A 23,286-nucleotide genomic window follows, 5' to 3' on the forward strand; every position below is an offset into this window, starting at 1 on the left:
CACGGCCATAATGGCAGGATGCTCGAACCCGACGCCGAGGGCACGCACGACGAGGTGGACCGCATCGTCGCCGCGTGGAACCGCGAGCGCCCCGACCTCGACTTCGCGCCCCTCCACGTGCTGTCGCGGGTCGGCCGCATGTCGAAGCACCTCGACCGGGCACGCCGCTCCGCTTTCGCCGCGAGCGAGCTCGAGTCATGGGAGTTCGACGTGCTCTCCGCCCTTCGCCGCGCCGGCGCCCCCTACGAGCTGTCGCCCAAGGCGCTCCTGACGCAGACCCTGGTGTCGAGCGGCACCATGACGAACCGCATCGACCGCCTGAAGACCCGCGGGCTCGTCGATCGGCGCACCGACCCGAGCGACGGGCGCGGAATCCTCGTGCGGCTCACGCGCGAGGGCGGGCGGGTCGTCGACGCGGCCATCGAGAAGCTGGTCGAGGCAGAGCAGGAACTCCTCGTCGACCTCTCCCCCGACGAGCGGCAGGCGCTGGCGGGGTTGCTCCGGGCGCTGTCGCTGAGCCTCGGGGACTGAGGCCGGCCGTTCCTGCGTCGATTCAGCCCTGTGCAGGGCCGAGCCGCTAGCCCTCGAGCTTCTCGCTGACGGCCAGCCAGGCGAGCTCGAGCTCCTCGGCCTTGGACTCGACCGCGGCGACCTGCTTCTGGAGCTCGCCGAGCCCGGCGTAGTCGTTGGGGTCGTGCGCGGCGAACGTGTCGAGGAGGGTCTGGCGCTCGAGCCCGGCCTTCTTGAGGCGGCGGTCGAGGGAGGCGAGCTCCTTCTCGGCGTTGCGCTTCTCGGCGCCCGACAGCCCGGAGGCCTTCGCGGCGGCGACCACCGAGGCACTGGCCCCCTGGGTGGCGGTGGGCCGGTCGGTCGCCTCGCCCTGACCGTCGACGGCTTCGCGGCGGATAGCCAGGTACTGGTCGACTCCGCCGGGGAGGTGCTGCATGCGTCCGCCGATGACGGCGTATTGCATGTCGGTGACGCGCTCGAGCAGGTACCGGTCGTGCGACACGACGAGGAGAGTGCCCGGCCAGGTGTCGAGCAGGTCTTCCATCGCGGCGAGCATGTCGGTGTCGAGGTCGTTCGTGGGCTCGTCGAGAATCAGGACGTTCGGCTCGTCGAGCAGGATCAGCAGGAGCTGCAGGCGGCGCTTCTGGCCACCCGACAGGTCTTTGACGGCGGTCTGGAGCTGCGGCGTGGTGAACCCGAGGCGCTCGAGGAGCTGGCCGGGCGTCATCTCCTTGCCGCCCGAGACGTACGAGGTGCGGTAGCGGCCGACCACGGTGTTGACCCGCTCGTCAGCGAACTCGGCCAGGTCGGAGAGCTGCTGGTCGAGAATCGCGAACTTGACCGTCTTGCCGCGCGTGACGCGGCCTGCCGTGGCCTCGACCTCGCCCGTGACGAGCTTGAGCAGAGTCGACTTGCCGGCGCCGTTGACGCCGAGGATGCCGGTGCGCTCCCCCGGTGCGATGCGCCACTCGATGTTCTTCAGGATCTGCCGCTCGCCGTACGACACGTCGGCCTCGATGATGTCGACGACCTGCTTGCCCAGGCGCGACGTCGCCATCTGGCTCAGGGCCACCTTGTCGCGGACGGGCGGCTCGTCGGCGATCAGCGTCTCGGCGGCCTCGATCCGGAACTTCGGCTTCGCCGTGCGGGCCGGAGCACCGCGGCGGAGCCAGGCCAGCTCCTTCTTCATGAGGTTCTGGCGCTTGGCCTCCGTGACCGAGGCCGAGCGGTCGCGCTCCACGCGCTGCAGCACGTACGCCGCGTAGCCGCCCTCGAAGGGCTCGACGATGCCGTCGTGCACCTCCCACGTGTCGGTCGACACCTCGTCGAGGAACCACCGGTCGTGCGTCACGACGACGAGCGCGCCCTGGTTCGACGACCAGCGGCGCTTGAGGTGCTCGGCCAGCCACGCCACGCCCTCGACGTCGAGGTGGTTGGTGGGCTCGTCCAAGAACAGGATGTCCCAGTCGCCGACGAGCAGGGCCGCGAGCGCGACACGGCGGCGCTGGCCGCCGGAGAGGTCGTTGATCGTGGAGCCCCACGGGATGTCGGTCGCGAGACCGGAGATGACGTCGCGGATGCGCGAGTCGCCGGCCCACTCGTGCTCCTCGCGGTCGCCGACGATGACCTCGCTGACGATGGCGTCGAGGGGCAGGATGTCGCGCTGGTCGAGCACGCCCATCGTGACGCCGCGGCGGGTCGTGACCCGGCCGGAGTCGGGTTCGAGCCGCCCCGCGAGGATGGAGAGGAGCGTCGACTTGCCGTCGCCGTTGCGGCCGACGACGCCGATGCGCGAGCCTTCGTCGATGCCGAGGGTGACGCCTTCGAAGACGACGCGGGTCGGGAACTCGAGGTGAAGCGCTTCTGCGCCGAGGAGGTGTGCCACCTGACAAGGGTAGGCGGTATCGGCCGGCGGTCCGACCGGCTGGGCGCTGCGGTGGCGGAACGGGCTCGCGGCCGCGGGGGCTGGGCCCGCTGAATCGGCAGGATCCCGCCGCGCGACGGCGGGCGCGAGCCGAAATGGCGGGGCTCCGCCCGGCGGCACGGGCTGACGCCGACCCCCGCCGACCTCTCAGCCCAGCGACGCCACCCACTCGCTCGATCCGTCGGCGAAGTCCTGCTTCTTCCAGATCGGCACGCGCTTCTTGATCTCGTCGACCAGGGCGCCGCAGGCCGCGAACGCCTCGGCCCGGTGCGCGCTCGACACGGCGGAGGCGAGCGCGACGTCGCCGATCATCAGCGCACCGACGCGGTGCTCGACGGCGATGTGCACGCCGGGGTGGGCCTTCGCGACCTCGGCCGCGACCTCTGCCATCACGTCACCCGCCGTCGGATGCGACTCGTACGCGAGCGCCGCCACCTCCCGGCCGCCGTCGTGGTCGCGGACCACGCCCTCGAACGTGACCACGGCACCGGCGTGCGCGCGCCGCACGAGGTCGGCGCAGTCGGAGACGCTCAGCACGTCGGACGTGACGCGAGCCTGCAAGACGAACGATTCAGCCATGGTCGCTCCCGGTGATCTGGTCGAGCAGGTGGTCGAGCACGGTGTCGAGCACCGCCAGGCCATCCTTCACCCCGCCGGGCGATCCCGGGAGGTTGACGATCAGCGTGCGCCCCGCGACGCCGACCACGCCGCGGCTCAGCATCGCCGTGGGCGTGACCGCCAGGCCACGGCGCCGCAGCTCCTCCTCGACCCCGGGCAGCCGCTTGTCGAGCAGGGGCAGCGTCATCTCGGGCGTCGCGTCGGTGGGCGTCACGCCGGTGCCGCCGGTCGTGACGACGAGGTCGACAGGCTGCGCGATGCCGGCGATCAGAGCCCGACCGACCGGTTCGCCGTCGGCCACGATGGCCGGCTCGTCGACGGCGAAGCCGCGGTCGCGAAGCCAGCGCAGGATCACGGGGCCGGTGCGATCCTCAGCCGTCCCGGCCGCTGCCCGCGTCGACGCCACCACCACGAGCGCCATTCGAGGCTGACCGAGCGGGATCGCCGGGGTCGACTCGGCGGGGTCGCCCGCCGTCATGCCCGGCTCCAGTCGCCGCTCTTGCCACCCGACTTCTCGAGCACCTTGATCTCGCCGATCTCGGCGAGCTTGTCGACGGCCTTGATCATGTCGTAGAGGGTGAGCGCCGCGACGCTGGCGGCGGTGAGCGCCTCCATCTCGACGCCGGTGACCCCGCGCGTCGACACGGTCGCCATGACGGTGACCGAGTCGCCCTCGGAGGTGAAGTCGACGGTCACCGATCCGATGGGCAGCGGGTGGCACAGAGGTATCAGCGTCGACGTCTGCTTCGCCGCCATGATCCCGGCGATGCGGGCCGTGCTGAGCGCCTCGCCCTTCGGCAGGCTGCCGTCGACGATCCGGGCGACGACATCGACGCGGGTGCGGAGCACGGCCTGCGCGGTCGCGATCCGCTTCGTCTCGGCCTTCGCCGTCACGTCGACCATGTGGGCGCTGCCGTCGGCGCGGACGTGCGAGAGGGCGGGCTGCGGCGTTCCGGGAGGCGTGGTGTCAGTCATCGAGCGCCCACACTACGACCTCGTCGCCGGCCTCGACGCGGCCGACGCCGACGGGGATGTGCGCGAGCACGGTGGCTTGCGCGTGCTGGTGGAGGAGGTGCGACGACGGGCCGCCGACGAAGTGGACGAGCCCGGCGGCATCGAGGCGGGCTCGACGGAGCTGGTGCTTGCCTGGAGGAGAGTCGGCACCCTCGGCGAGGACCGCCGTCGCGTCGCGTCGCGGGAGCGCTCGGCGGGCCCCGGCGGCGAGCGGCACCCGCAGAAAAGCCTCGAACGAGATCAGTGCGCTGACGGGATTCCCCGGGAAGCACACCACCGGCAGCGAGGCCTCGCCGACGGGGAGGGTACCCCACCCCTGCGGGCCGCCGGGCTGCATGGCGACCGAGCCGAACTCGATGCCACTGGGCTCCAGCGCCTCGCGGACGACCTCGTAGGCACCGGCGCTCACGCCGCCGGTGGTGACGACGAGGTCGAACGCCGGGCCGTCGGCGGTGGCGAACCCGTCGAGCAGCGCCAGGAGGGCGTCGACGGCGTCGGGCACCTGGAACACCTCGACTCGAGCCCCGAGATCGGTGAGGGCGACGCTGAGAGATGCCGCGTTGGCGTCGTGGATCTCAGCGGCGGCGAGCGCGGACGCAGGTGCCGGCCCGGACGCAGGTCTCAGTGCGGGTGCCGATGCGGGTGAGGCCTCGACCCGCAGCTCCGACCCCGTCGAGACGACCGCGACGCGCGGCTGGGCGACGACGTCGACGGTGGCGACCCCGGCCGAGGCGAGCACGCCCCAGTGAGCCGGGCCGAGCACCGTGCCCGCGGCGAACAGCAGGTCGTTTCGGCGGACGTCGGAGCCTGCGGTCCGCACGAACTGCCCGGCGGGCGCGTGCGGGAGCACGACGTCGCCGTGCTCGCCCTCGGGAAGGAACCGCGGCGGGTCGGCGACCTCGATCTGCACGACCGCGTCGGCACCATCGGGGATGGGTGCGCCGGTCATGATCGGGGCGGCGGTGCCGGCCTCTAAGGGTGGGGGTGCGACGCCGGCCGGGATCCTGCGCCCGATCGTCAGGGCTCGCGGCCCGTCGGCGATCTCGCCGCTGCGAACGGCATAGCCGTCCATCTGCGAGTTGTCGAAGGGAGGGAGGTCGATCGGAGCGACCACGTCTGCCGCGAGGACCCGCCGTCGGGTGGAGCTGTCGCCGCGGGCCAGCAGGCGTGAGTCGACGCTCAGGGTCTCGGCGGAAAGCCCCTCGAACACCCGCGCCACCAGCCCGGCGACGGCCTCGGCGTGCTCTTCGATAGTGCGCACTCGCGCCTCTCTTTCATCTTCGGCCGGGCTGCTCCCGATAGTCTCGCATCCATGACATCGGTGCCTCGTGAGTTATCCACAGACGCCCCGGCGAGCGGCTCCGCGCCGCGCGTCGATATCGCCGTGATCGGCGGATCGGGGTTGTACTCGCTGTTCCCCGAGGCCGAGTCGCACGTGATCGACACCCCGTACGGGCCGACCTCGAGCCCCGTCACGATCGGCGAGATCGGCGGCAGGCGCGTCGCGTTCCTGACCCGGCACGGCGGCGACCACTCGGTGCCGCCGCACCGCATCGGCTACCGCGCCAACATCTGGGCGCTCGCGTCGCTCGGCGCCAGGGCCATCGTCTCGTCGTCCGCCGTCGGCGGCGTCCACCCCGACTACCCGCCGGGAACGCTGGTCGTCACCGACCAGTTCATCGACCGCACCTGGGGACGCGCCGACACCTTCTACGACGAGGGGTCGGTGCAGCATCTCGCGGCGGCCGACCCGTTCGACCCGATGCTCCGGTCGCTCGCGGTCGACGCGCTCGCCGCCGAACTGGGCTCGTTCGCTCCCTCGGGCACCTGCGTCGTGATCCAGGGACCCCGGTTCTCGACGCGCGCCGAGTCGGTGATGTGGCGGCAGCTCGGCGCCCACACCGTCAACATGACGATGGCGCCGGAGGTCCCGCTGGCGGCAGAGCTCAACATCGGCACCGTCAACCTCTCGTTCGTCACGGACAGCGACGCGGGTCTGGCGCCGTCCGACGACGACGAGACCGACGGCGATGCGGTCAGCGCCGACCTCGTCTTCTCCCGCCTCGCCGACGCGCAGCCACGCATCGTCGCCGCCATCGAGCGGATCGTCTCGTCGATCCCCGCCGACTACGCGTCGCGCGAGCTGATCGCACCGGCCGCTGTCGCCGAGGTGCTGGCTCGGCCGGTCACGCGCTGATGCTGCTCGTCACCGGCGGCGCCGGGTTCATCGGCAGCACCATCGTCGAGGCGGCCCTCGCCGCGGGGCACAGCGTCCGCGTGCTCGACAGCCTGCGCTCCGACGTTCACGGCGCGAAGCCCGAACCCGACCCGCGCGTCGACTTCGTCGAGGGAGACGTCCGCGACCACGCCGTGGTCGACGCCGCCCTCGACGGCATCGACGCCGTCTGCCACCAGGCCGCGAAGGTCGGGCTCGGCGTCGACTTCCAGGACGCCCCCGACTACGTGTCCTCGAACGACGTCGGCACGGCCGTCGTGCTCGCCGCCATGGACCGTGCCGGCATCGACCGCCTCGTCATCGCGTCGTCGATGGTCGTCTACGGCGAGGGCGCCTACCGCGGGCCGTCCGGCATCGTGCGACCGGCAGCCCGCCGTATCGGCGACCTCGACGCCGGCGTCTTCGACCCCCGAGACGCGGCCGGAGACCTCCTGACGCCCGAGCTCATCAGCGAGGACGCCCCTCTCGACCCCCGCAACGTCTACGCGACGACCAAGCTGGCGCAGGAGCACCTCGCCACCGCCTGGGCCCGCTCCACCGGCGGGCGAGCCATCGCCCTCCGCTACCACAACGTCTACGGGCCCGGCATGCCGCAGAACACGCCGTATGCCGGCGTGGCCAGCCTCTTCCGCTCCGCCATCGAGCGCGGCGAGGCACCGCGCGTCTTCGAAGACGGAGCACAGCGCCGCGACTTCGTGCACGTCCGCGACGTCGCCTCCGCCAACCTCGCCGCGCTCGACGCCACGAAGGCCCAGGAGCCGCGGACCTTCCGTGCCTACAACGTGGGATCAGGCGACGTCCACACGATCGGAGAGATGGCAGCCGCCCTGTCGCGGCACAGCGGAGGGCTCCCGCCGGTCACCACAGGTGAGTACCGCGCCGGCGACGTCCGCCACATCACGGCGTCGTCGGCTCGCCTCCGTCGCGAGCTCGGCTGGGCACCGGCGGTCAGCTTCGACGAGGGGATGCGCGAGTTCGCGTCCGCGAGCCTGCGCCCCTAGCCCGGAGTCGTCGTGGCGGCTTCGCCGCGGAGTCGGCCGCCGACGCTGCCGACGAGTTTTCCCACAGCAGCGAGCTAGCCGACGACCCGCCGCGGCACGATGAGGTCGAAGCGACAGCCGGCGCCCGTGTTCTGCACCCGCACACGACCGCGATGCGCGGTGATGATTCCCTCGACGATCGCGAGGCCGAGCCCGGCACCGCCGGAGGCCCCGGGCGTCCGAGCCTTGCCGGCCTGCCAGCCGGGCTCGAAGACCCTCCCGAGGTCGGCCTCGTTGATGCCGCCGGCGGCGTCGCTGACCGACAGCACGACGTCGTCGCCGTCGACCGCGACCGCCAGCTCGATCTCAGCGCCGACGGGCGATAGCCGCACGCTGTTCATGATCAGGTTGGCCATCGCCCGGGTGAGCTCGTCGGGGTCGGCGTCGAGGGTGACGTCGGCGACGTCGCGCGCCACGAGCACGACGCCGCGCGCGCTGGACACGGGTTCGAGCTCGGTCACGATGTCGTCGAGCAGCTCGGTCGTCCGCACCTTCTGCACCGTGAGCTTGAGAGCGCCGGCGTGGATGGTCGACAGCTGGAAGAGGTCGTCGACCATGCCGCCCAGCTTGTCGACCTGGGCGAGCATCTGCTGGTGGTATCGCGCCGGGTCGGCGACGATTCCGTCCTGGAGGGCCTCGGCCATGGCGCGGAGCCCGGCGAGCGGGGTGCGGAGGTCGTGCGAGATCCACGCGACGAGCTCGCGCCGCGCGGACTCGGCGCGGGCCTCGCGATCGCGCGACTCGCGGAGTCGGGAGTCGGAGGCGGCGAGCTCGCGAGCGAGGGCCGCGAACTCGTTGGCCACCGGAGCGGACGCCGGCTCGAGGGAGTCGGCCGAGCCGGACCCGACTCGCTTCGCCTGCGCGATCAGCTCGCGGCTGTTGCGGACCAGCGTGAACCCGAGCACCAGGGCCAGCCCCACCGAGACGACGCCCGCCACGGCCGCCACCCACAGGAAGAGGTGGAAATCATGCGCCGAGAGGTACATCTGGTCGGCGGCGACGACCATCCCGCCGACGAGGGATCCGATGGCGGCCACCGCGACGATCGCGATCTGCGCCACGAGCGAGACGCGTCGGAGCAGCCGCAGCACGAGGAGCGCGACGATGCCGACGACGAGGGCGGCGCCCAGAGCCCAGGCGGCGAGGTGGACGAAGTCGAGAGCGGTCACGCCGCGACCGCCGCGTCGGGCACGAAGCGGTAGCCGACGCCCCACACAGTAAGCAGGTGCACGGGTGCAGCAGGGTCGGCCTCGACCTTCTCGCGCAGGCGCCGCACGTGGACGGTGACGGTGGACAGGTCGCCGACCTCCCACTCCCACACCGCCTTGAGCAGCTCCTCGCGGCGGAACACCTGGTCGGGGTGTCGAATCAAGAACGCCAGCAGGTCGAACTCCCGCACGGTGAGCACGAGCCGCCGCCCCTCGACCGAGATCTCGCGCTGCGACACGTCGAGCCGGAAGACGCCCTCCACGACCACGGCCTGAGGCTCGAAGGGCGCAGTCGTGCGGCGCAGCACGGCATCGACCCGGAGCATCAGCTCGCGTGGCGAGAACGGCTTCACGAGGTAGTCGTCGGCCCCGGCCTCGAGCCCGTCGATGCGGTCGGCCTCTTCGCCGAGAGCGGTGAGGATGATCACCGGCACGTCGGTGAACGCGCGGATGCGACGGCACACCTCGAGCCCGTCGACGCCGGGCAGCATGCGGTCGAGCAGGATCAGATCGGGCCGGTTGTCGCGGACCCGGGCCACGGCGGACAACCCGTCGGCGACAAGGGCGGCAGCGTGTCCGCGCGACCGGAGGTACGAGACGACGACCTCCGCGACGATCGGATCGTCTTCGACGACGAGCACACTCCGGCCCGGAGCAGGGGTGACGGCCACGACGGGACTCGGAGCAGAGAAGGACACGTCTGATATTTTACGTCCGCTTCCCGAGAGCAAAGCCGATTTCCGCAGATGTCCAGGTTCTGTAATGATTCCGGCGGCCTTCGGCTCGACAAGACACCTACTGTCAGGGAATGTCCACCATTCCCACCGGAAGCGGGTCGGCTCCGAACTACCACCACGGCGCCACTGGGGGGCCGAGAAGAACCGGAGTTCCCATGAGCACCATCCAGGTCGACGTGATCCTGCCCTGTCTCGACGAAGAAGCGGCGCTGCCATGGGTGCTGTCGCGGCTGCCCGAGGGCTACCGCGCGATCGTCGTCGACAACGGGTCGACCGACCGCTCAGCGGCTGTGGCGCAGGAACTCGGCGCCACCGTCGTCCATGAGCCCCGCCGCGGCTTTGGCGCCGCCGCGCACGCCGGGCTGACTGCCGCGACCGCGCCCTACGTCGCCTTCTGCGACGCCGACGCCTCCATGGACCCCGTCGACCTGCCCGCGCTCGTCGCGCCCGTCGTCACCGGTGCCGCAGACCTCACTCTGGGCCGCCGGCGCCCGACCCGGCGCGGTGCCTGGCCCGTCCACGCCCGCCTCGCCAACTTCGTCCTCGCCCGGCTCATGCGCCGCGCCTCCGGGCTCCGCCTGCACGACCTCGGCCCGATGCGGGCCGCCCGCCGCGACGACCTCCTCGCCCTCGACCTCCGCGACCGCCGCAGCGGCTACCCGCTCGAGATGGTGCTGCGGGCGACCGAGTCCGGCCTGACCGTTCTGGAGCTCGACGCCCCCTACTCGCCGCGCGTGGGCCGCAGCAAGGTGACCGGCACACTGCGCGGAACGATCCGGGCCGTCCACGACATGTCTGCGCTCCTGCGCGAGCAGCGCCCCGTCGCCACGGCGCCGGTCCGTGCCGAGTCCCGCGAAGGAGCCCTCCGATGAGCGCGGCCCCACTCATCACGGTCGTCGTGATCGCCAAGGAATGCCTGCCCGGCCGCGTCAAGACCCGCCTGCACCCGCCGCTCAGCCTGGAGGAGGCAGCCGTCCTCGCCTCGGCCAGCCTCTCCGACACGCTCCAGACGGTGGCCGCGCTGCCGGCGGCCCGACGCATCCTCCTCTTCGACGGCGTCACTCCCCCGCCCGACGCCCACGGCTTCGACGTCGTCCCGCAGGCTTCCGGCGGTCTCGACGAGCGCCTCGCCGCGGTCTTCGACCTCGTCGACGGCCCCCTGCTGCTGGTCGGCATGGACACCCCGCAGCTCACCCCGTCGATGCTCGCGCCCGTGTTCGAGCCGTGGCCCGACGGAGTCGACGCGTGGTTCGGCCCCGCCAACGACGGCGGCTTCTGGGGCATCGCCCTGCTCGAGCCGACCGGTGACCTCGTCCGCGGCGTGCCCATGTCGCAAGACGACACCGGCCGCCACCAGCTGGACCGACTCGCCGAGTCCGGCCTCGGAGTGGGCTTCCTGCAGGAACTCACGGACGTCGACACGATCGATGACGCCCGGGCCGTGTCCGCGGCGGCGCCCACCACCCGCTTCGCAGGCACCTTCCGCGATCTGGCGACCACCGCAGTTCCTGCGCCCCTCGCCTTCGCCGACGCCTCGACCGACGGTCGAGCCACCCCATGAGCATCGCCGAGATCGGCCGCGAGGCCACCTTCGGGGCAGGTGGCTCCGAGCCCTACGCGCACGCCCTACGCCGCGAGGGCCGGCTTCAGCTGGTGCGCGACGCCGGCGCCGTCATCGACTCGTACGACCTCGGCCGCTGGATGGCCGACGCCGATGCCGTGGACCGCGCACTGCTGGCCGCCGAGGCCGGGCCCGTGCTCGACATCGGCTGCGGCCCCGGGCGCATGGTCGCCGCGGCCGTCGACCTCGGCTTCGTCGCCCTCGGCGTCGACGTGTCGCGTGCAGCCGTCAAGGTCGCACGCCGCGCGGGGCTTCCCGTCCTGGCCCGGAGCGTCTTCGACCGCCTGCCCCGCGAGGGCCACTGGAAGACGGCCCTTCTGATCGACGGCAACATCGGCATCGGCGGCGACCCCGCCGCCCTCCTGGCACGCTGCGCCGAACTGCTCGACCGTCGAGGCGCAGTCGTGGTCGAGGCGCAGCCCGTCGACTCCGTCGACGACGTGTTCACCGCGTCGGTCCGAGACGACGAGGGCCGCACGAGCTCGACGTTCCCGTGGGCCGAGGTCGGCTCCGAGGCGCTCACCCGCCACGCCCACCGCGCCGGCCTCGAGCTCGACGACGTGTGGCGTGCCGACGGCCGCGTCTTCTGCCGCCTCACGCCGACCCGCCGCTGACGCAGGCGCGGCAGGCGCGCCTGCCCCGCCCGGGCTGGTGAGGGGTCGCTGCTTGCTCTCAAGGCGGTGCTCGCCGACAACGAGCGACCCCTCACCGTCACCCACCGAGCGCGAGGGGAAAGCGGACGACACCCCAACGTGACCTCCCTGCGGCGCGCAACGGCCCGCGCGCGACCGTAGGCCGGTGAGAGGTCGCTACTTGCTCAAGCCACCTTCGCGTCGGGCAACGAGCGACTCCTCACCGCCGGCGGCGGGAACGACGCCAGGCCAGCTTGCTCGCGCGCCGCGCGCGCACCCGCAGGTACACGATGACGCTCAGCCCGACGATGACGGCGATGGCGGCCCAGAGCAGCGCCAGCCGAGGCGCATAGTCGAAGGGCAGCACGGTTGGGTTCTTCGGGATCTTGGCCTTGCGGATGATCTCCGGTACGACGACGAGGGTGAAGATCGATCCGACCACCACGCCCGCCTGGATGATCGCGAGGACTCCGCCCGGGACCTTGCGCCCGGCTCGCCTCATGGCCACGCTGATCGCGACGACCGCCGGAGAGATGATGCCGTCGTGGATGATCACGGCGCCGATCAACCAGGTCAGCAGCCCCCAGATGCTCTTGGGCTTCACGGTGTCGACCATGACCCACGCCCCCAGCAGGATCGCCAGGGCTCCGGCGATGATGAGCACCGTGCGCACGACGCGGGTGCCGCGCCCCACCCTCATCTCGACGCCATCGGACGGTGCGGCGGTCATGCGATCACCTCGATCGAGCTCAGCCATTTGGTCTGCAGGACGCCCGGGCGGCCGGGCGCGATCATGCGTGCGGGATACCCGTGGTCGATGTCGAGCCGCTTGCCGTTGAGCTGGAGCGCCACGAGCGTCGTGGGGTCGTTGACGTATTCGCGACCCATCAGCGTCACGCGGTAGCCGCCCTTCTTCTCGAGGCTGGTGATGCGCAGGCTCTCGGTCTCGGTCGCCCCGACCGCAGCGACCAGGTCGCGGAGGCGGACGCCCGTCCAGTGGCCCATCTGACTCCAGCCCTCGACGCAGGAGATCGGAAGCGACTCGGCGGACTGCGGCATGGCCTCGAGGTCGTCGAGAGAGAACGTCGTGGCCTCGCCGTTGCGCATGAGCGTGAGCACCCAGCTCGGGTCGGTCGCCGTCTCGAGCACCTGCGCCGCCTTGGCGGTGCGATTCACGGGCAGGTCGTTCGGACCGATGCCGTTCTTGCGGGGCGCGAAGACGTTGATCGGGCCGAGGGCGGTGATGGACTGGCCGCCCGTCAGAGCGACGAGACCCACGGTCGTGCCGCCGACGGCGGCGATGAAGCCACGCCGGGAAGTCTTCTTCTCGACCTCCGGGGTGCGGTCGATCCAGTCGAAGATGCGCCCGACGAAGCCGCGCGGGGGCCGGGACCCGACGACGGCGCTCGAGATCTCGGCCGGGAACACGACATCGGGGTCGCGAAGCGCGTCGGCGTCGTAGTCGAGGGCGGCGAGGCGCTCGCGGGCGACGTGCTCGCGCGACGGCGGCACGATGTCGTCGGCGAGCGGGATGAAGTCGCCGTTCTCGTCGTAGCTGTCGCGGGCCCGCCAGTAGCGCTGGATGACCGGCAGCTTGACGCCGATGTGGACGGCCAGCGAGCCGATGATCACGTAGGCGAGCGCGTAGTGCACCTGCTTGAACGGGAACGGCCACGGGTAGTACTGGAAGGTGTTGAGCAGGCCGGTGAAGATCTGCACGAGCGAGGCGGCGACGAACAGAGCGATCGACGCGCGCTCGAGCACCTGCAGGGGCGTCTTGATCGGCGGCCACTGGAACAGCTGAGGGAAGACGGCGTAGAGCTTGGCGAAGAGCAGGGGGAAGCAGGCGATGCCGGCGGTGATGTGGATGCCCTGGGTCCAGCGGTAGAGCGAGACGGGACGCGTCGGGAAGCGCATCCACGACGCCGGCTCTTGCAGGAAGTGGCTGTACAGCCCCGTCAGCAGGCAGATCAGGAAGGCGAGGCCCAGGAGTCGACCGACAGCCACGGCCGTCCGCGCGTTGCGGTTCGGCGAGGTCATCGACCGCCGGAGGCCGTACATCAATTCGCGCATGCTGTATCTCACCACGAACGGTCCTTTCGTCGAGCCGATCTGCTCGAAACGTCACCGTCGCGTAAGGAGTTCGGACCCGCGGTCGGACTCGGTAGGGCAGAGTTGTCGCCGTGCGCACCTTCCTCGCCGTCCTGGCCTCTGCGGTCCTCGCGGCGACCGTCGGCTGGGGCGTCACCCACCTCGGCTTCTACGTCGCCGGCGTCGGCCATACCTTCCAGGTCTGGACGCTGGCGTGCTGGGCGCTCTTCGCCGCGGCCCTCCTCCTCCTGCGACGCGTTCCGGCCCGGGCCGCCACCGCGGTCGTCCTCGTCGGCGCCGCCCTGATCGGCGGTGCGGCGATCGCCGGCCCGCCGAACACGAGCACCGACTCCGCCCGCTACGCGTGGGACGGAATCGTTCAGGGCCACGGCATCTCCCCCTTCGCGCACGCTCCCAACTCGGCGGTGACGCGCGACCTCAAGCCCGACTGGCTCTTCCCCGCCCCGACGACGGCCGCCGACGGGACGCAGGAGTGCACCGGCACCCGTGTCTTCACGACGTACGAGAAGGGCACGCACTACCTCCTCTGCACGACGATCAACCGACCCCGCGTGTTCACCATCTACCCGGCAGCGGCCGAGCTGTACTTCGCCGCCGTCCGGGCCGTCGTCCCGGTGACCGCGGAGTACTGGCCGTTCCAGCTCGCGGGCCTGATCCTGAGCCTCGGCGTCACCGTCCTGCTCCTGGCGCTCCTGCGCCGCCGGGGCCTCGACCCGCGCTGGGCCGCCCTCTGGGCCTGGTGCCCCTTGGTCGCGTCCGAGGCTGTGACCAACTCGCACGTCGACCTGCTGGCGGCCGTGGCGGGGCTGGGGGCGACCGCGCTCGTCGCGAGCAACAGGCGATGGCGCGGCGGAGCCGTCCTCGGGGTGGCGATCGCGGTCAAGCTGTTCCCCGTCGTGGCCGCGCCGGCCCTGCTGCGGCGCAGGCCGGTCGGCGTCGTCGTCGGCGCGATCGCCGCTTTCGCACTCCTCTACGTGCCCTACGTCATCTCGACCGGCCCGAAGGTCATCGGCTTCCTGCCCGGCTACCTCATGGAGGAGGGCGTCGACGACGGCTCCCGCTTCGCCCTCGTGTTCCTCTTCGTCCACGGCAAGGCGACGACCGTCGCGGCCGTGCTGATCCTCCTCGTGGTGGCGCTGATCGTCTGGCGCACGACCGACCCCGACAACCCGTGGCTCGGCCAGCTCGTCATGATCGGCGCGTTCCTGCTGGTGCTGAGCCCGCGCTACCCCTGGTACGCCCTGCTGCTCGTGCCGTTCGTCGCGATGACGGGCCGCTTCGAGTGGCTCGGCATCGCGCTGGCGATCTCGATCCGGCAGTTCTGGCCGTACGCGTACGTGCGCGCGTGGACTCTCGGCGCAGCTCTCGTCATCATCGTGGCGATGGCGATCTGGCGATCCGGCCCGGGCTGGCGGGGCCGTATCCGCGATCGTGCGCGCGACGAGTGGCACCTGCTCCTGCCCGCGCGACTCCAGCGCCGATAAGGTCGGGCCATGCCACAGATCAGGATCTCCGAGGCCGCCCGCTATCTCGGCGTGAGCGACGACACCGTCCGCCGCTGGATCGACAACGGCACGCTCGACGCCGAGAAGGGCCCGAACGGCCGCACCGTCGTCGACGGCCTCGCGCTGGCGAAGCTTGCTCAGAAGAACGCCGTCCTGCCCGAAGACACCTCCGACATCGGCCGCTCCGCGCGCAACCGCTTCATGGGCCTGGTGACGAACATCGTCATGGACACCGTCATGGCTCAGGTCGAGCTGCAGTGCGGGCCGTTCCGCGTCGTCTCGCTGATGAGCAGTGAGGCCGTCCGCGAGCTCGGGCTCGAGCTCGGCTCCGTCGCGATAGCCGTGGTGAAGGCGACGACGGTCATCGTCGAGACCCCGCCGCAGAAAAACTAGCCGGGCGACCAAACCGTTCTCGGGCGGGTGTCGAACTCATCACTGCGAATCACTGATCAGATCGCACCCCTCTCTGCCGGCGAGAGACCCGAAGCCGGCTGACCATCCCAGCAGTACGGAACCACCAGCATCACGGAATCACCAGCAAGACCCCTCCACCAGCACCACACCGGATCGGTGAACGCCCGGCGGCCCGCAGCGAACAACTCGCGTTGCGGTCCCCGGGCGTTGCTCGTCGACGGGGTGCCGTCTCTTACGACCTCGTGACAAAGATCCCCAGGGCGCAGGAACTTCGACCCGCCTCGTTTAGGCTCATCCAATGGTCGTCTCTCTCGGAATCCCCACCCTCCCCGGGCGGGTGCACGGCGCGACCGACGGGCGCCCCGCGACTCCCGGCCTCGTCGACCGCTTCGGCCGCACAGCGACGGATCTCCGCGTCTCCCTGACCGATCGCTGCAATCTGCGCTGCACCTACTGCATGCCCGCTGACGGCCTGCCCTGGCTCGATCGCGAGCAGGCGCTCAGCGCCGACGAGATCGTCCGCCTCGTCGAGATCGGCGTGCGCGACCTCGGTGTGCGCCAGGTGCGGTTCACCGGCGGCGAGCCGCTGCTCCGCGCCGACCTCGTCGACATCATCGCCCGGTGCGCCGCCCTCGATCCCCGCCCCGAGCTCTCGCTGACCACCAACGCGATCGGCCTCGCGTCGCGTGCGGAGTCGCTGGCGGCCGCCGGTCTCGACCGGATCAACGTGTCGCTCGACTCGCTCCACGCCGAGACGTTCATGAAGGTGACGAGGAGGCCGTTCCTCGAGCGCGTCCTCGAGGGCGTCGACGCCGCTGCCGCCGCAGGCCTCGGCCCCATCAAGATCAACGCCGTCCTGCTGCCGGGCGTCAACGACCACGAGGCGCCGGCGCTGCTGCGCTGGGCGCTCGAGCAGGGCCACGAGCTGCGCTACATCGAGCAGATGCCCCTCGACGCCGACCACACCTGGAAACGCTCCAGCATGGTGACGGCGGCCGACGTCCGCGCGCTGCTGGCACCGCACTTCGGCCTCGCCCCCGTCGAAGCGCCGCGCGACGGCGCACCCGCCGAGCGCTTCACCGCGACGGCGACCGACGGCTCGGGCCTGACCGGCACCGTCGGCATCATCGCCTCGGTGACCGAGCCCTTCTGCGTCGACTGCCGCCGCACGCGGCTCACGGCCGAGGGCAGCGTCCGCAGCTGCCTGTTCTCGCACACCGAGACCGACCTCCGCGAGTCGCTGCGCTCCGGCGCCGACGACGCGGCGATCGCCGAGCTGTGGCGCGGCGCGATGTGGCAGAAGCCGGCCGGGCACGGGTTGGACGACCCCTCGTTCGTGCAGCCGGCCCGCTCGATGAGCGCGATCGGCGGCTGAGCGTGGCCGTGACGGTGACCCTGCGGTTCTTCGCCGCGGCCAAGGGAGCGACCGGGCTCGACGAGATCGAGTGCGTGTCGGCGGAGGTCCCGACGCTGGGCGAGCTCGTCGACGCGATCCTGCCCGCGGCCGGTACCGACCCCGATGACCTGGAGCGCATCTTCACGCGCTGCTCGTTCCTGGTCGACGGTGTGACGACGCGAGATCGGGCGCAGCGCGTCCCCGGCGGTGCCGTCGTCGATGTCATGCCGCCCTTCGCCGGAGGCTGAAGCAGCCGAACACAGTGCCGGAGGCTGAAACAGACGAACACCAGACCGGCACCGGCCCCTCAGCCGCGCAGGTTGGGCCTGAACCCGTCGGGGTCGATGTCGCCGAGCGGCAACGGCACGCGGCCCGTCCCGGCGGTGGGCGAGGCGGCACCGGCGAGGGCGGACGGCCGCAGGGTCCAGCCGAGCATGCCGCGGGTGAGCACAGTGACGTCGTACCCCTCCTGAGCGAGGAGCCGGGCGGCGGCGCGCGAGCGCGGCTCGCGCGCGCAGTACACGACGACGGGAACAGCCGGATCGAGCTCGGGCCGCACCGGCGTGGTCGAGCCGAAGCCGGCGGCGAGCACCGAGCCCGGGATCGCCTCGACGTCGTGCTCCTGCCGCTCGCGCACGTCGACGAGCGCGAAGGCGTCGGTACCGGCCGCTCGGGCGGCCAGGCGAGCCTCGAGGGCGTCGGCGGCGATCACGCGCACCTGCGCCTCGGGCTGCGGGGCGGCGTGACGCGGGGTGCCGAGTTCCTGCGCCCTGGTCGCCTGTCGCTCGGGCGAGCGCACGAGGCGGCTCTCGCGCCAGGTGCCGGTGAGCGCGTCGATCGTCGCGATCCGGCCCAGCAGCGGTTCACCCGCTCCGGTCACGAGCTTGAGCACCTCGGACGCCATCACAGACCCCACGGTGCCGCAGAGGGGGCCGAGGACCCCGACGTCGGAGCACGACTCGTCGAACCCGTCCGCCGGGGGCTCGGGGTGCAGGTCGCGGTAGTCGACGCCGCGGCCGTCGGGGGCGGCGTCCCAGAAGACGCCGACCTGGCCGTCGAACCGCGAGACGCTGGCCCAGACGACCGGGAGCCCGCGCTCGGCGGCGGCATCGGCGACGACGTAGCAGGTGTCGAACGAGTCGCTCCCGTCGACGACGATGTCGTAGTCGTCGAAGATGCTCGCAGTTCTCTTCTCGAGCAGGAACGCGTGCACGCGCACGTCGACCGAGGCGTTTGCGGCACGCACCCAGTCGGCCGCCGCCCTCGCCTTCGGGAGCCCCACCTGGTCGGGCCGGTACAGCACCTGCCGCTGCAGGTTCGAGACGTCGACGACGTCGTGGTCGACGATTCCCAGAGTTCTGACACCTGACATCGCGAGATACTGGATGACCGGAGAGCCGAGGCCGCCTGCGCCCACGACCAGGACACGCGCCCGGCCGATGCGCTGCTGGCCGTCGAGGCCGATCTCAGCCAGTCGTGATGTGCGTGTGTAGCGTTCGACCTCTGGCAGGCCGCCCGCCGAGGGGCTCGTCTGCTCCGAACGTCCATCATCAGCGCTCGCGCCATCACCGCCAGCACCCACCAGGGGAGGAAGCCGCACCATGACCGACCTCCTCGACTCGCGGACCGCTGCGACACCCACTGTACGACGCCGGTTGTTGCGTCCTGCTGGGTGGTACCGCGACGTGCGAGCGCGCCGGTTCGGAGACGCCGGGATCGCGGGGGCGTTCGCGTTCCTGCTCTCGGTGGCCTTCTCGTGGGTGCCGTCGGTGTGGTTCGACGAATCGGCCACGGTCGTGTCGGCGACGCGTTCGTACAAGCATCTCTGGGCCGAGGTGCAGACGGTCGACGCTGTGCACGCCACGTACTACGGGCTGATGCACGGGTGGTTCGACCTCGTCGGCTACACGCCGTTCACGCTGAGGTTTCCGAGTGCTGTCGCCACGGGACTCGCCGCGGCGCTGGTGGTGCTGCTCGCCGCGCGGTTGACCGACAAGCGCACGGGCCTCGTCGCGGGCCTCGTGTTCGCCGTGCTCCCCCGCGTGACGTGGATGGGCGCCGAAGGTCGTTCGTACGCGACCGCGACCCTGCTCGCCGTCGCGCTGTCGCTGGTGCTGATGCACGCCACGACGAGGCCGCGGCCGTCGAAGCGGCTCTGGGTGCTCTACGGCGTTCTCGCCCTGGCGGCCGGCATGGTCTTCCTCTACGTCGCGCTCGTCGTCGTCGCGCACGGTCTCACCCTCGCGCTCTGGGCTCTCCGCAGCCGTCTGCACGACCGGGAGACACCGTGGCGCCAGGCCCTCGGCGGCTGGGTGATCGCCTCGGCGGCCGCGGCGCTCGCGCTGATCCCTCTCGCTCACCTCGCCAGCTCGCAGTCGCGCCAGATCAACTGGATCCTGCGGCCCGGCTGGAACGTCTTCCCGAACGTGCTCGGCTGGCAGTGGTTCATGGCCAACTGGCAGCTCACCGCCGTCGCCTGGGCGCTCGTCGTGGTCGGAGTCGTCTCGGTGCTGCGCCGGGGTGCGCGTCATAACGCGCCCAACGTGCTCCAGGTCGTCGTGCCGTGGATGGCTGTGCCGACGGTGGGGCTCATCGCCGTCTCGATGGTCTCGAACCCGGTGTACTCGCCGCGTTACGTGACGTTCGGCGCTCCGGCCGTCGCGATCCTGATCGCCGTCGGGCTCACGGCCCTCAGCCGCCGCCGCTTCATCGCGGCCGGCCTCGTCGTGCTGATCGCCCTGACCGCCCCGAGCTACGTGAGCCAGCGCCAGCCCGAGGCGAAAGACAACTCGTCATGGGCCGAGGTGGCCGACCTCATCGCGCATGAGCGGTCGCTCGAGCCCTCGGGCGGCGACGACGCCATCATCTACGGCCACCTGCGACGCCATGCCGCCGCGTCGGCGCGCAACATCGCGTACACCTACCCCGACGCGTTCGCCGGCCTCACCGACGTCACCCTGAAGAAGCCCGCCGCCGAGACGGGCAAGCTCTGGGAAGACCGGTACGCGCTCGCCGATACGATCGAGCGGGTCGACGGCCACGAGTACGTGTGGCTCGTCACCAGCGACAAGCGCGACATCCGGCCGGCCGTGACGCAGGCCCTGGCCGATGAGGGGTTCCGCGTCGAGAAGCAGTGGCACCTGACCTACGTCAACATCGTGCGGTACAAGCTCGGCTGATCGGGTGTCGGTGCCGATCACGGGTGTTCGTGCCGCCCGCGGCTGTGGGACGCCGAGCCGAGCTAGTCGGCCACGACCCGTGCGCCGTGCACCGGCCCCGTCGCCCGCACGACGTCGAGCCCGGAGGCGCTGAGCGCGATCTGCAGCTCGAGGGCTCCGTCGAGATCGGGCGCCAGGAAGGCGACGGTCGGCCCGGACCCCGAGACGACGCCGGCGAGGGCGCCGTTCTGCTCGCCGAGCTCGAGCACGTCGGCGAGACCGGGCTCGAGGTGCAGCGCGGGCGCCTGGAGGTCGTTGTGCAGGACGTCGGCCAGAAGCGCGGGGTCGCCGGCGCGGAGGGCCTGGAGCACGCCCGACTCCACCCGCGGCGTGCGCACGACCGGGCTGATGTCGGCGCGGTGTCGGTTGCGGTGCTCGTCGAGCTCGCGGTAGACGGCGGGCGTCGAGAGGCCGAAGTCGGCCAGGGCGAGCACCCACTGGAAGCTGCCCTGTGCCAGCGCCGGGCTGAGCTCGTCGCCGCGCCCGGTTCCGATGGCAGTGCCGCCCATCAGGGCGAAAGGGACATCGGCTCCGAGCTGGGCGCCGAGACGGAGGAGCTCGTCGCGCGAGAGCCCCGTGCCCCACAGGGTGTCGCAGGCGAGCAGCGTCGCGGCCGCGTCGGCGGACCCTCCGCCCATGCCTCCGGCGACGGGGACGTTCTTGTCGATGACGAGCTCGACGCCGCCGCGATGGCCGGTCGCCTTCGCCAGCAGCTTGGCCGCGCGGATCGCCAGGTTGGTGTCGTCGACCGGCACGCCTGACAGGTCGATGCCGGCGTGCACCGACGTGAACCGCACCGTGAAGGCGTCGGCCTCGGCGGCGCGCACGTCTTCGTACAGCGAGACGGCCTGGTAGGCCGTCGCCAGCTCGTGATACCCGTCGTCTTGCAGGTCGCCGACGCGCAGGTAGACGTTGATCTTGCCTGGCGCACGAGTGTGGACCACAGTCGGGCTCCCCACGGACGTCATACGTCCAACCTACCGGGAGACGGAGGCCTCTCGTGCCGACGGCGACTCCGCGCGCACCAGCGGGATGACGTCGCGGGCGAACCGCTCCATCTCCTCGACCTGGGGCGAGAACTGCAGCAGCAGCGTGTCGACGCCAGCGGCCTCGAACTCGAGGATCCGGTCGGCGACCTGACGCGGCGTGCCGATGAAGCCGGGGCGGAGTCCGCGATTCGACACCGAGTAGTCGCGCAGGTCGGGCTCGTGCTCGAGGTGCGACTGGGCGACGAAGTCCTGGTAGGACTCGTAGGCGGCGCCGTGACTCACGTCGGTGATGCGCGCGAGCTCCTGCTCCGCCTCCGCCTCCGTGTCGCGGACGATCGCGTACGCCGCCATGCCGAACGCCTCGAACGGCGTCGCGCCGGCCTCGGCGCGCTTGGCCTTCATGTCGTCGACCTTGGCGCGGAGCTCGTCGACGGTTCCGCCGTGCGTCAGATAGGCGTCGGCGAACCCGACGATCGCGGCCTTGCCGGCTGGGCTCTCGCCGCCGGCGTAGATACGCGGCTGAACGTGGGGCTTCGGCTCGAGGTGGGAGCGCTCGAGGTCGTAGTAGTCGCCGTGGAAGTCGAAGGGCGTCTCGTTCCACAGGCCCTTCAGGATCGAGACGAACTCCGACGTGCGAGCGTAGCGATCGTCGTGCTCCGAGAAGATGCCGCCGTACTGTCGGGCCTCCTCGGCCCACCACGCCGAGACGACGTTCAGCGTGAAGCGGCCGTTCGACACCTCGTCGACGGTCGCCGCTTGCTTGGCGGTGACGGCCGGAAGATGGTAGCCGGGGCGCACCGCGACCATCAGCTCGAGCTTCTCGGTCACGGCGGCGATCGACGCCGTCAGCGCCCACGCCTCGAGCGACGGCGCGGCGACGCCCTTGATGTCGTTGAGGTTGAGCTCGGGGATGAGTGTCAGGTCGAACCCGACTCGCTCAGCCGTCTGCACGACCTTCTTGACGTAGTCGAAGGTGACGGGCATCTGCTCGTCATCGACGTTGCGGAGCCAGCCGCCGAAGATCGGGGTCCAGAAGCCGAACCTCACGCGAGGACCTCGACGGGGGCCGTCTCCGGGTAGGCGGCCGCCAGCTCGCGCCCGAGGAAGCGCGCGATCTCGCGCGGCCCGGACAGCGTCGCCGCGGCCTCGACCTCCGGGTTGTAGTTCGTGTTCGTGTTGACGTCGTAGACCACCGTGCGGCCGTCGGTCGTCTCGATGAACTCGATGCCGGCGATCTCGATGCCCTGATCGCGCAGGAACTCGGGAAGCCGCCGGACCAGCGGGTGCTCGGCGATCGGCTCGCCGCCGGCGGTCCTCTCCCGCAGCGCGAAGAGCGGCGCCTGTCCGGGCAGCGCGCACGCGTCGGCGGGGCAGAACTCGAAGGTGCCGCCGGAGGTGTCGACGCGGACGGCGTAGACGAACTGCGAGTCGACGAATTCAGCCCTCGTGACGAAGGACTCGGCGCCGACCAGGAGTTCCTGAATGAGAGTGATGCCGTCGGGAGACGACTCGAAGTCGTCGGACTCGACCCAGGCGGCGAACTCGGCCTGGTCGTCCCAGCGCCGCACGCCCAGGCCCTTGCCGCCCTGGTTGTGCTTCGAGATGAAGGGGGTGGCGAACGTCTCGGCGGTGGCCGCGAGGTCGCGGGTGCCGAAGACGGCCTTGGTCTTCGGCACATCGAAGCCGAGACGCTGGAGGGCGAGGTGCTGCTGCACCTTGCTGACCTCGATGTCGATGACCTTCCGCCCGTTGACGACGCGGCGACCGGCGGCCTCGAGCCACGACAGGGTGGCCCGCGTGTACTCCTTCGAGAACTCGTTGCCGCGCGTGTGGGCGCTGGCCGACATGCGCGACCAGTAGATGCCGGGGGCGGGCTCGGCGGTGAGGTCGATGGCGCCGTCGGTGAGCAGCAGCTGCTCGACGGGGACTCCCTCGAGCTCGAAGGCTCGGGCCAGCGGCGGGAACCACTCGGGGTTCTCGTGGATCACGTACACGGTGGGCTGATCGGTCACCCGCTCAGCCTAGGCACTCCCCCCGAGAACCGCAGAAGTGTTTCGCCGCGCTACGCGTCGCCCGTCGCTCAGCTTGCTCTAGGCTCTCGCGCCTGGTAGT

The 23,286-nt window shown here is 71.4% G+C and carries 24 protein-coding genes; 11 read left to right on the forward strand and 13 right to left on the reverse strand.

The features are described from left to right. Positions 1–18: 18 nt before the first annotated feature. The gene (locus AC07TY_RS10010; RefSeq protein ID WP_123506288.1) at positions 19–531 is read left to right on the forward strand and encodes a MarR family winged helix-turn-helix transcriptional regulator; all 513 of its coding nucleotides are present in this window, start codon (positions 19–21) and stop codon (positions 529–531) included. A gap of 46 nt (positions 532–577) precedes the next feature. Here AC07TY_RS10010 and AC07TY_RS10015 read toward each other — a convergent pair whose 3' ends face one another. The 5 genes from AC07TY_RS10015 to AC07TY_RS10035 all read right to left on the reverse strand — a co-directional run bounded on the left by AC07TY_RS10015 (position 578) and on the right by AC07TY_RS10035 (position 5,327). Beyond that, positions 578–2,395, reverse strand: coding sequence for an ABC-F family ATP-binding cassette domain-containing protein (locus AC07TY_RS10015; RefSeq protein WP_494785215.1), 1,818 nt, complete (start codon positions 2,393–2,395; stop codon positions 578–580). A 186-nt stretch (positions 2,396–2,581) separates the two neighbouring features. Then, on the reverse strand, positions 2,582–3,013 hold the full coding sequence (locus AC07TY_RS10020; protein ID WP_494785216.1) for a molybdenum cofactor biosynthesis protein MoaE: 432 nt from the start codon (positions 3,011–3,013) through the stop codon (positions 2,582–2,584). Beyond that, a complete protein-coding gene (locus tag AC07TY_RS10025) occupies positions 3,006–3,530 on the reverse strand; it encodes a MogA/MoaB family molybdenum cofactor biosynthesis protein (protein WP_494785217.1) in 525 nt (174 codons plus the stop codon). The genes AC07TY_RS10020 and AC07TY_RS10025 overlap by 8 nt, the downstream gene beginning before the upstream one ends. Next, positions 3,527–4,027 carry a cyclic pyranopterin monophosphate synthase MoaC gene (gene moaC, locus AC07TY_RS10030; RefSeq protein WP_123506292.1) on the reverse strand — a complete coding sequence of 167 codons (501 nt, stop codon included), beginning with the start codon at positions 4,025–4,027 and terminating at the stop codon, positions 3,527–3,529. The genes AC07TY_RS10025 and moaC overlap by 4 nt, the downstream gene beginning before the upstream one ends. Then, complete coding sequence (locus AC07TY_RS10035) at positions 4,020–5,327, reverse strand: molybdopterin molybdotransferase MoeA (protein WP_494785218.1); 1,308 nt, start codon at positions 5,325–5,327, stop codon at positions 4,020–4,022. The genes moaC and AC07TY_RS10035 overlap by 8 nt, the downstream gene beginning before the upstream one ends. A 51-nt stretch (positions 5,328–5,378) precedes the next feature. Here AC07TY_RS10035 and AC07TY_RS10040 point away from each other — a divergent pair, with 51 nt between their 5' ends. Both AC07TY_RS10040 and AC07TY_RS10045 read left to right on the forward strand, forming a co-directional pair. Next, entirely contained in the window at positions 5,379–6,263 is an 885-nt protein-coding gene (locus AC07TY_RS10040) for an MTAP family purine nucleoside phosphorylase (protein ID WP_494785219.1), read from the forward strand. After that, on the forward strand, positions 6,263–7,303 hold the full coding sequence (locus AC07TY_RS10045; RefSeq protein WP_494785220.1) for an NAD-dependent epimerase/dehydratase family protein: 1,041 nt from the start codon (positions 6,263–6,265) through the stop codon (positions 7,301–7,303). The genes AC07TY_RS10040 and AC07TY_RS10045 overlap by 1 nt, the downstream gene beginning before the upstream one ends. Positions 7,304–7,377: 74 nt before the next feature. Here AC07TY_RS10045 and AC07TY_RS10050 read toward each other — a convergent pair whose 3' ends face one another. After that, positions 7,378–8,511, reverse strand: a complete 1,134-nt coding sequence (locus AC07TY_RS10050; RefSeq protein WP_494785221.1) for a sensor histidine kinase — start codon at positions 8,509–8,511, stop codon at positions 7,378–7,380. Beyond that, positions 8,508–9,248 (reverse strand): response regulator transcription factor, encoded by a 741-nt coding sequence (locus AC07TY_RS10055; RefSeq protein ID WP_488625654.1) that lies wholly within the window; start codon positions 9,246–9,248, stop codon positions 8,508–8,510. The genes AC07TY_RS10050 and AC07TY_RS10055 overlap by 4 nt, the downstream gene beginning before the upstream one ends. Positions 9,249–9,442: 194 nt before the next feature. On the opposite strand from AC07TY_RS10055, the gene AC07TY_RS10060 reads away from it, so the two are divergent. The 3 genes from AC07TY_RS10060 to AC07TY_RS10070 are packed head-to-tail and all read left to right on the forward strand — an operon-like array spanning position 9,443 to position 11,522. Next, positions 9,443–10,159 (forward strand): glycosyltransferase family 2 protein, encoded by a 717-nt coding sequence (locus AC07TY_RS10060; protein ID WP_494785222.1) that lies wholly within the window; start codon positions 9,443–9,445, stop codon positions 10,157–10,159. Next, positions 10,156–10,848 carry a TIGR04282 family arsenosugar biosynthesis glycosyltransferase gene (locus AC07TY_RS10065; protein WP_494785223.1) on the forward strand — a complete coding sequence of 231 codons (693 nt, stop codon included), beginning with the start codon at positions 10,156–10,158 and terminating at the stop codon, positions 10,846–10,848. Before AC07TY_RS10060 ends, AC07TY_RS10065 begins: the two co-directional genes overlap by 4 nt. Beyond that, the gene (locus AC07TY_RS10070) at positions 10,845–11,522 is read left to right on the forward strand and encodes a methyltransferase domain-containing protein (protein WP_488625651.1); all 678 of its coding nucleotides are present in this window, start codon (positions 10,845–10,847) and stop codon (positions 11,520–11,522) included. Before AC07TY_RS10065 ends, AC07TY_RS10070 begins: the two co-directional genes overlap by 4 nt. Positions 11,523–11,760: 238 nt before the next feature. On the opposite strand, the gene AC07TY_RS10075 is transcribed toward AC07TY_RS10070, so the two are convergent. Then, positions 11,761–12,270: a hypothetical protein gene (locus AC07TY_RS10075; protein ID WP_494785224.1), complete on the reverse strand. Its 510-nt coding sequence runs from the start codon at positions 12,268–12,270 to the stop codon at positions 11,761–11,763. Then, a complete protein-coding gene (locus AC07TY_RS10080) occupies positions 12,267–13,628 on the reverse strand; it encodes a molybdopterin-dependent oxidoreductase (RefSeq protein WP_494785225.1) in 1,362 nt (453 codons plus the stop codon). The genes AC07TY_RS10075 and AC07TY_RS10080 overlap by 4 nt, the downstream gene beginning before the upstream one ends. A gap of 95 nt (positions 13,629–13,723) precedes the next feature. Between AC07TY_RS10080 and AC07TY_RS10085 the strand changes: the two genes are divergently transcribed. The 4 genes from AC07TY_RS10085 to AC07TY_RS10100 all read left to right on the forward strand — a co-directional run bounded on the left by AC07TY_RS10085 (position 13,724) and on the right by AC07TY_RS10100 (position 17,215). Continuing rightward, on the forward strand, positions 13,724–15,136 hold the full coding sequence (locus tag AC07TY_RS10085) for a glycosyltransferase 87 family protein (RefSeq protein ID WP_494785226.1): 1,413 nt from the start codon (positions 13,724–13,726) through the stop codon (positions 15,134–15,136). A gap of 9 nt (positions 15,137–15,145) precedes the next feature. After that, positions 15,146–15,550 (forward strand): TOBE domain-containing protein, encoded by a 405-nt coding sequence (locus AC07TY_RS10090; RefSeq protein WP_123506303.1) that lies wholly within the window; start codon positions 15,146–15,148, stop codon positions 15,548–15,550. A gap of 319 nt (positions 15,551–15,869) precedes the next feature. Then, positions 15,870–16,946, forward strand: coding sequence for a GTP 3',8-cyclase MoaA (gene moaA / locus AC07TY_RS10095; RefSeq protein WP_494785227.1), 1,077 nt, complete (start codon positions 15,870–15,872; stop codon positions 16,944–16,946). A gap of 8 nt (positions 16,947–16,954) precedes the next feature. Then, on the forward strand, positions 16,955–17,215 hold the full coding sequence (locus AC07TY_RS10100; RefSeq protein WP_494785228.1) for a MoaD/ThiS family protein: 261 nt from the start codon (positions 16,955–16,957) through the stop codon (positions 17,213–17,215). Between the two features lie 59 nt (positions 17,216–17,274). On the opposite strand, the gene AC07TY_RS10105 is transcribed toward AC07TY_RS10100, so the two are convergent. Then, a complete protein-coding gene (locus tag AC07TY_RS10105) occupies positions 17,275–18,477 on the reverse strand; it encodes a ThiF family adenylyltransferase (RefSeq protein WP_494785435.1) in 1,203 nt (400 codons plus the stop codon). Positions 18,478–18,568: 91 nt separating this feature from the next. Between AC07TY_RS10105 and AC07TY_RS10110 the strand changes: the two genes are divergently transcribed. After that, a complete protein-coding gene (locus AC07TY_RS10110; RefSeq protein ID WP_494785229.1) occupies positions 18,569–20,146 on the forward strand; it encodes a glycosyltransferase family 39 protein in 1,578 nt (525 codons plus the stop codon). A 62-nt stretch (positions 20,147–20,208) separates the two neighbouring features. Here the strand turns inward: AC07TY_RS10110 and AC07TY_RS10115 are convergent, their stop codons facing one another. The 3 genes from AC07TY_RS10115 to AC07TY_RS10125 are packed head-to-tail and all read right to left on the reverse strand — an operon-like array spanning position 20,209 to position 23,186. Beyond that, positions 20,209–21,153: a 4-(cytidine 5'-diphospho)-2-C-methyl-D-erythritol kinase gene (locus tag AC07TY_RS10115; RefSeq protein ID WP_123506308.1), complete on the reverse strand. Its 945-nt coding sequence runs from the start codon at positions 21,151–21,153 to the stop codon at positions 20,209–20,211. Positions 21,154–21,162: 9 nt separating this feature from the next. Beyond that, positions 21,163–22,221 carry an LLM class flavin-dependent oxidoreductase gene (locus AC07TY_RS10120; protein ID WP_494785230.1) on the reverse strand — a complete coding sequence of 353 codons (1,059 nt, stop codon included), beginning with the start codon at positions 22,219–22,221 and terminating at the stop codon, positions 21,163–21,165. Further along, entirely contained in the window at positions 22,218–23,186 is a 969-nt protein-coding gene (locus AC07TY_RS10125; protein WP_494785232.1) for an ATP-grasp domain-containing protein, read from the reverse strand. Before AC07TY_RS10125 ends, AC07TY_RS10120 begins: the two co-directional genes overlap by 4 nt. Positions 23,187–23,286 lie beyond the last annotated feature (100 nt).

This window comes from Frondihabitans sp. GW821-FHT04F02, assembly GCF_059420045.1.

What these genes read in the sequence shown, in the direction of transcription:
- AC07TY_RS10010 (WP_123506288.1), top strand. Translation starts at nt 19, where the DNA reads ATGCTCGAACCCGACGCCGAGGGCACGCACGACGAGGTGGACCGCATC.
- AC07TY_RS10020 (WP_494785216.1), bottom strand. Translation starts at nt 3,013, where the DNA reads ATGGCTGAATCGTTCGTCTTGCAGGCTCGCGTCACGTCCGACGTGCTG.
- AC07TY_RS10025 (WP_494785217.1), bottom strand. Translation starts at nt 3,530, where the DNA reads ATGACGGCGGGCGACCCCGCCGAGTCGACCCCGGCGATCCCGCTCGGT.
- moaC (WP_123506292.1), bottom strand. Translation starts at nt 4,027, where the DNA reads ATGACTGACACCACGCCTCCCGGAACGCCGCAGCCCGCCCTCTCGCAC.
- AC07TY_RS10040 (WP_494785219.1), top strand. Translation starts at nt 5,379, where the DNA reads ATGACATCGGTGCCTCGTGAGTTATCCACAGACGCCCCGGCGAGCGGC.
- AC07TY_RS10045 (WP_494785220.1), top strand. Translation starts at nt 6,263, where the DNA reads ATGCTGCTCGTCACCGGCGGCGCCGGGTTCATCGGCAGCACCATCGTC.
- AC07TY_RS10060 (WP_494785222.1), top strand. Translation starts at nt 9,443, where the DNA reads ATGAGCACCATCCAGGTCGACGTGATCCTGCCCTGTCTCGACGAAGAA.
- AC07TY_RS10065 (WP_494785223.1), top strand. Translation starts at nt 10,156, where the DNA reads ATGAGCGCGGCCCCACTCATCACGGTCGTCGTGATCGCCAAGGAATGC.
- AC07TY_RS10070 (WP_488625651.1), top strand. Translation starts at nt 10,845, where the DNA reads ATGAGCATCGCCGAGATCGGCCGCGAGGCCACCTTCGGGGCAGGTGGC.
- AC07TY_RS10075 (WP_494785224.1), bottom strand. Translation starts at nt 12,270, where the DNA reads ATGACCGCCGCACCGTCCGATGGCGTCGAGATGAGGGTGGGGCGCGGC.
- AC07TY_RS10090 (WP_123506303.1), top strand. Translation starts at nt 15,146, where the DNA reads ATGCCACAGATCAGGATCTCCGAGGCCGCCCGCTATCTCGGCGTGAGC.
- moaA (WP_494785227.1), top strand. Translation starts at nt 15,870, where the DNA reads ATGGTCGTCTCTCTCGGAATCCCCACCCTCCCCGGGCGGGTGCACGGC.
- AC07TY_RS10110 (WP_494785229.1), top strand. Translation starts at nt 18,569, where the DNA reads ATGACCGACCTCCTCGACTCGCGGACCGCTGCGACACCCACTGTACGA.
- AC07TY_RS10115 (WP_123506308.1), bottom strand. Translation starts at nt 21,153, where the DNA reads ATGACGTCCGTGGGGAGCCCGACTGTGGTCCACACTCGTGCGCCAGGC.